The following is a 4,651-nucleotide window of genomic DNA, read 5'->3' on the forward strand; positions in this document are numbered from 1 at the left end:
CTCGGCAACAAGCCTCGCCTTCATCCAGACCGCGATGATCAAGCTCATGACAAGGCGGCTCGCCCGCTATCCGCTTTCTTGAACAGACTCTCAGTCCCTGTTCAGTTCTGAAAGATCTACCGTTTACCTATTTTTTCCTTCCAGTGCTTGCGGCAATACGACACATAACGCTCGTTACCGCCAACCTCGATCTGGGGACCATCCAGAAGCGCATTGCCGCTCTCATCCAGTCGCGCCACCATGGTGGCCTTTCGCCCGCAATGACAGATGGTCCGAACTTCACGCACTTCATCAGCCAGAATGAACAGCTCGGTTGAAGCCGGAAACAACTGCCCGCGAAAATCCGAACGAAGGCCATGGGCCATGACCGGAATTTCAAGTTCATCGACCACACGAGCCAATTGCCAGATATGCTCGCCGGTTGCGAAATGCGCCTCATCAATGAAAAGACAATCGATTGCAGCTTCGGCATGAAGCTTTTCAGCCAGCGCAAACAGGTCCGTTTCCGGGCCGAAAGTGACCGCTTCGGATGTCAGACCTATACGTGATGAGACGACGCCACGACCCGCTCGATCATCCAGTTCCGCCAACAGGATAACAACATGCATGCCGCGTTCACGGTAGTTGTAAGCTGCCTGCAACAGCAGGGTCGACTTTCCGGCATTCATTGTCGCGTAATTGAAGTGAAGCTTGGCCATGTCCGATCCTTTTTGCCCTTCATGCCGCGCAGCAGACAGAATAGAAAGCGGGATATTGAAGCGAACCACAGAAAATAGACCACGATTGCGCATTGCAGGCCAACGCACGAAGGGTATTGTGCGCCGCGCATCGGCGCGACCGGACTTTTAAAGATGGTAATGGAGCAAGCAGGATGACACCGGCTGTCAGCTTGAAGAACATCGACATTATTTTTGGCAAAGCGCCTGAAAAGGCCTTGCCATTGCTTGATCAAGGCTGGAGCCGGGACGAAATCAACCGAAAGACAGGGCAGGTTGTCGGCGTTTCCGGGGCAAACCTTGAGGTCAACGATGGCGAGATCGTTGTGCTGATGGGCCTTTCGGGTTCAGGCAAATCCACGCTTCTGCGTGCGGTCAACGCCCTGGCACCAGTGACACGTGGAACCGTCACCGTCCAGACACCTGAAGGACCGGTGACGCCCTACAACACGTCCAAAAGGACGTTGCGAAAACTGCGCCTACACACAATCTCGATGGTATTTCAGCAATTCGCGCTCCTGCCCTGGCGCAGCGTTGAGGAGAATATAGGCTTTCCGCTCGAACTGGCCGGGTTCAAGGCTGAACAGCGGCACAGGCGCGTTCAAGAACAGCTGGCCCTTGTCGGGCTTTCTCAGTGGGCCAGGCATCCGGTCAGCGCCCTTTCGGGCGGAATGCAGCAACGGGTCGGGCTTGCGCGCGCTTTCGTTACCGGCGCCCCCGTGCTCCTGATGGATGAGCCGTTTTCCGCACTCGACCCTCTGATCCGGTTGCACATGCAGGACGAGCTTCTGGAACTGCAGCGTACACTGAAGAAGACAATCCTGTTCGTGAGCCACGACCTCGATGAGGCTTTCAGGATCGGAAACCGCATCGCCATCATGCAGGCCGGCCGCATCGTCCAGCTCGGCACGCCTGCCGAAATCCTCAGAAAGCCTGCCAATGCTTATGTGGCCGACTTCATCGGCAACATTAACCCTGGCGGCATACTGACCGCTGCCGATATCATGACGCCCATCACATCCAGAGAACAACTGCAAACCAGCGTTTCGGGCACAGTCAAGCCAGAGACGGTATTGAATGACATTCTGCGAATACTGAGCGCAAAACCCGGAACGATTGGTGTTATCGAACGTGGCCGAATCGTCGGCATAGTCAATGCGCAGAGTGCAATATCTTCCCTTTCACACAGCCAGAAAAAGCCATAAGCGCCAATATTCGAGGACCAGACATGCCTGAAAAGAAAGACATTCTTCAAGAAACCGACGATACAGCCCGCACACTGGCGCGAAGCCTCATCAATGAGGCCGGATACGCGGCACTGGCCGTCAATGAGGCTGAAACCGGTTTCCCTTTTGTCAGCCGCGTTCTGATGGCAGCCGATGAAGACGGCGCGCCCCTGATCCTGATTTCAGCACTCGCAACCCATTACAAAGCCATTCGGAAGGACAATCGCGTGGCGCTGATGACCGGCGAACCGGGCAAGGGAGACCCACTCGCGCATCCCCGCCTGACCACACGTTGCATTGCCAAGTCCATCGCGCGAAACTCTGAACGGTATACGTCTCTCAGGGACTGCTTTTTGGGCCGCCATCCGAAAGCGGCCCTTTATATCGACTTCCCCGACTTTACGATTTTCCGTCTGGAACCCCAGTCTGCAAGCCTGAATGGCGGTTTCGGCAAAGCCTATATGCTTGCACGAGAAGACATTCTCGCGCCAGTCAAAAGCATTTCAAACCGAGATAAAACTTGAGTGCATCGCAAAATAATAATTCATATAACCAAACAATAATTCCATTATAATCAGTTTAAATCATAAAAATACCCTAAATTTAGGAGTATTAATTTCTACACATTCAGTTATCACTTATTTACTCCGGTTACATGTTAGGCCGGTTGATTTTGATCTTATGGGGTAGAAACGTGAACGCGAAAAATTTCTCAGAAACGCCCGCAACGGCTGCCGCTTTGCTCTCGGCGATGGCAAATCCGAAACGGCTTCAAATTCTTTCGGTTCTGATCGATCGGGAAATGCCGGTTGGTGCACCTGCCGCAAGGGTCGGCCTCAGCCAGTCTGCTTTGTCACAGCATCTGTCGAAACTCAGAGCACAAAATCTCGTCGAAACGCGGCGTGAAGCTCAAACGATTTACTACAGCACCCATTCAGAACCCGTTCTGAAACTTCTGAACACGCTGGATGAAATCTATGACGACGAAATGCCGGAACAAAAGCGGGCAGCAAGCTGACAACTAAAATAGCTCGCGCCGCCTGCTTGCGGCGCGTGCCCGCCACTCGCATCCTGTTTCATAAAGCCCGGCTTAGAGTGCATAACGACAATCACCATTTGCATGTTTTTTCGCAGAATCTTGCGCATCGGCGGCTTGACGGTGTGAATTCCGCTGATAACTTGCTCCACATATAAGAAACTATGAGAATGGCCCGTCAACGGGTCACTTTATTATGTGGAGCAGTTGATGTCCGACCGACGCAGTGTGGCGCCCAATGATCTTGAGGCGTTCTGGATGCCGTTTACCGCAAACCGCCAGTTCAAGAAGGCGCCGCGTATGTTCGCGAGCGCCAAAGATATGTACTATACGACCACCGATGGTCGCGAGGTGCTCGACGGCACAGCTGGCCTTTGGTGCGTCAATGCCGGGCATTGCCGTCCGAAGATTACCGAGGCCATCCGTGAGCAGGCAGGCGAACTGGATTATGCACCGGCATTTCAGCTCGGACATCCAAAGGCATTTGAACTTGCCAACCGTCTGGCTGCCCTCGCGCCGGAAGGCATGAACCATGTTTTTTATACCAATTCCGGCTCGGAATCGGTCGACACAGCGCTGAAAATCGCGCTTGCCTATCACCGGGTGAAGGGCGAAGGATCACGCTTTCGTCTGATTGGCCGCGAACGTGGCTATCACGGCATCAACTTCGGCGGAACATCCGTCGGCGGCATTGTCTCAAACCGCAAAATGTTTGGTACGCTTCTGACCGGCGTTGACCATATGCCGCACACCCATCTGCCCGAAAAGAACGCGTTCACCAGAGGACAGCCCGAACACGGCGGCGATCTTGCCGACGAACTGGAGCGGATTGTCACGTTGCACGACGCCTCAACGGTCGCCGCTGTAATTGTCGAGCCGCTGGCTGGCTCGACCGGTGTTCTGGTTCCGCCGAAAGGCTATCTCCAGCGCTTGCGCGATATCTGCACGAAACACGGCATTCTTCTGATCTTTGATGAAGTGATTACTGGCTATGGCCGCCTTGGCGCGCCGTTTGCTGCTGACTTTTTCGGCGTCACGCCGGATATTATGACAACAGCGAAAGGCCTGACCAACGGTGTCATACCGATGGGGGCGGTTTTCGTGAAGGACGAGATTCACGATGCCTTCATGAACGGTCCGGAACATATGATCGAATTCATGCATGGCTACACTTATTCCGGCAACCCGATAGCCTCCGCTGCAGCGCTGGCAACGCTCGATACCTATGAAGAAGAAGGTCTTCTGACACGGGCAGGCGAACTTGCGCCCTATTTCGAAGAGCAGCTGCACAGCCTTAAAGATTGCCCGCATGTGATCGATATTCGCAACATGGGCCTTGTCGGCGCCATTGAGCTTGAGCCGATTGCAGGCGAACCAACCAAGCGGGCCTTCAACGCATTCCTCAAGGCCTATGAAGATGGTCTCCTGATCCGCACAACAGGCGACATCATTGCGCTTTCGCCACCTTTGATCATTTCGAGGGAAGAGATCGACATTCTGTTCGACAAGCTGCGCAAAGTGCTGATGAACAACATCTGATCACGATTGCGTATCATGCTGAGAGCCGCATCGTGCCTTAGTGTCTGTCCAAGAATGGCGCTGAAGCCCGGGGTTGAGTGAAGGGCGGCCATCAGATTCTTTGTATTCTGCAACAAATACGGAGATATCAGATG

The 4,651-nt window shown here is 53.9% G+C and carries 5 protein-coding genes; 4 read left to right on the forward strand and 1 reads right to left on the reverse strand.

Annotation, left to right across the window (positions count from 1 at the left end; translation table 11 throughout):
- Positions 1–116 precede the first annotated feature (116 nt).
- Positions 117–698 carry a thymidine kinase gene (locus tag EDC90_RS20475; RefSeq protein WP_132314359.1) on the reverse strand — a complete coding sequence of 194 codons (582 nt, stop codon included), beginning with the start codon at positions 696–698 and terminating at the stop codon, positions 117–119.
- Between the two features lie 173 nt (positions 699–871).
- Between EDC90_RS20475 and EDC90_RS20480 the strand changes: the two genes are divergently transcribed.
- The 4 genes from EDC90_RS20480 (at position 872) to EDC90_RS20495 (ending at position 4,517) form a co-directional block, all read left to right on the forward strand.
- Positions 872–1,921: a quaternary amine ABC transporter ATP-binding protein gene (locus EDC90_RS20480; RefSeq protein WP_132314360.1), complete on the forward strand. Its 1,050-nt coding sequence runs from the start codon at positions 872–874 to the stop codon at positions 1,919–1,921.
- Positions 1,922–1,944: 23 nt separating this feature from the next.
- Positions 1,945–2,466 carry a HugZ family protein gene (locus EDC90_RS20485; protein WP_132314361.1) on the forward strand — a complete coding sequence of 174 codons (522 nt, stop codon included), beginning with the start codon at positions 1,945–1,947 and terminating at the stop codon, positions 2,464–2,466.
- Positions 2,467–2,636: 170 nt separating this feature from the next.
- Positions 2,637–2,960 carry an ArsR/SmtB family transcription factor gene (locus EDC90_RS20490; protein ID WP_281015425.1) on the forward strand — a complete coding sequence of 108 codons (324 nt, stop codon included), beginning with the start codon at positions 2,637–2,639 and terminating at the stop codon, positions 2,958–2,960.
- A gap of 228 nt (positions 2,961–3,188) precedes the next feature.
- Positions 3,189–4,517 carry an aspartate aminotransferase family protein gene (locus EDC90_RS20495; protein ID WP_132314363.1) on the forward strand — a complete coding sequence of 443 codons (1,329 nt, stop codon included), beginning with the start codon at positions 3,189–3,191 and terminating at the stop codon, positions 4,515–4,517.
- Positions 4,518–4,651 lie beyond the last annotated feature (134 nt).

The sequence above is a fragment of the Martelella mediterranea genome (assembly GCF_004342225.1).
In the GTDB taxonomy this organism is placed as follows: domain Bacteria; phylum Pseudomonadota; class Alphaproteobacteria; order Rhizobiales; family Rhizobiaceae; genus Martelella; species Martelella mediterranea_B.

Bases quoted from the DNA above. Each gene is read 5' to 3' on its own strand.
- EDC90_RS20475 (WP_132314359.1), bottom strand. From the start codon at position 698: ATGGCCAAGCTTCACTTCAATTACGCGACAATGAATGCCGGAAAGTCG.
- EDC90_RS20480 (WP_132314360.1), top strand. From the start codon at position 872: ATGACACCGGCTGTCAGCTTGAAGAACATCGACATTATTTTTGGCAAA.
- EDC90_RS20485 (WP_132314361.1), top strand. From the start codon at position 1,945: ATGCCTGAAAAGAAAGACATTCTTCAAGAAACCGACGATACAGCCCGC.
- EDC90_RS20495 (WP_132314363.1), top strand. From the start codon at position 3,189: ATGTCCGACCGACGCAGTGTGGCGCCCAATGATCTTGAGGCGTTCTGG.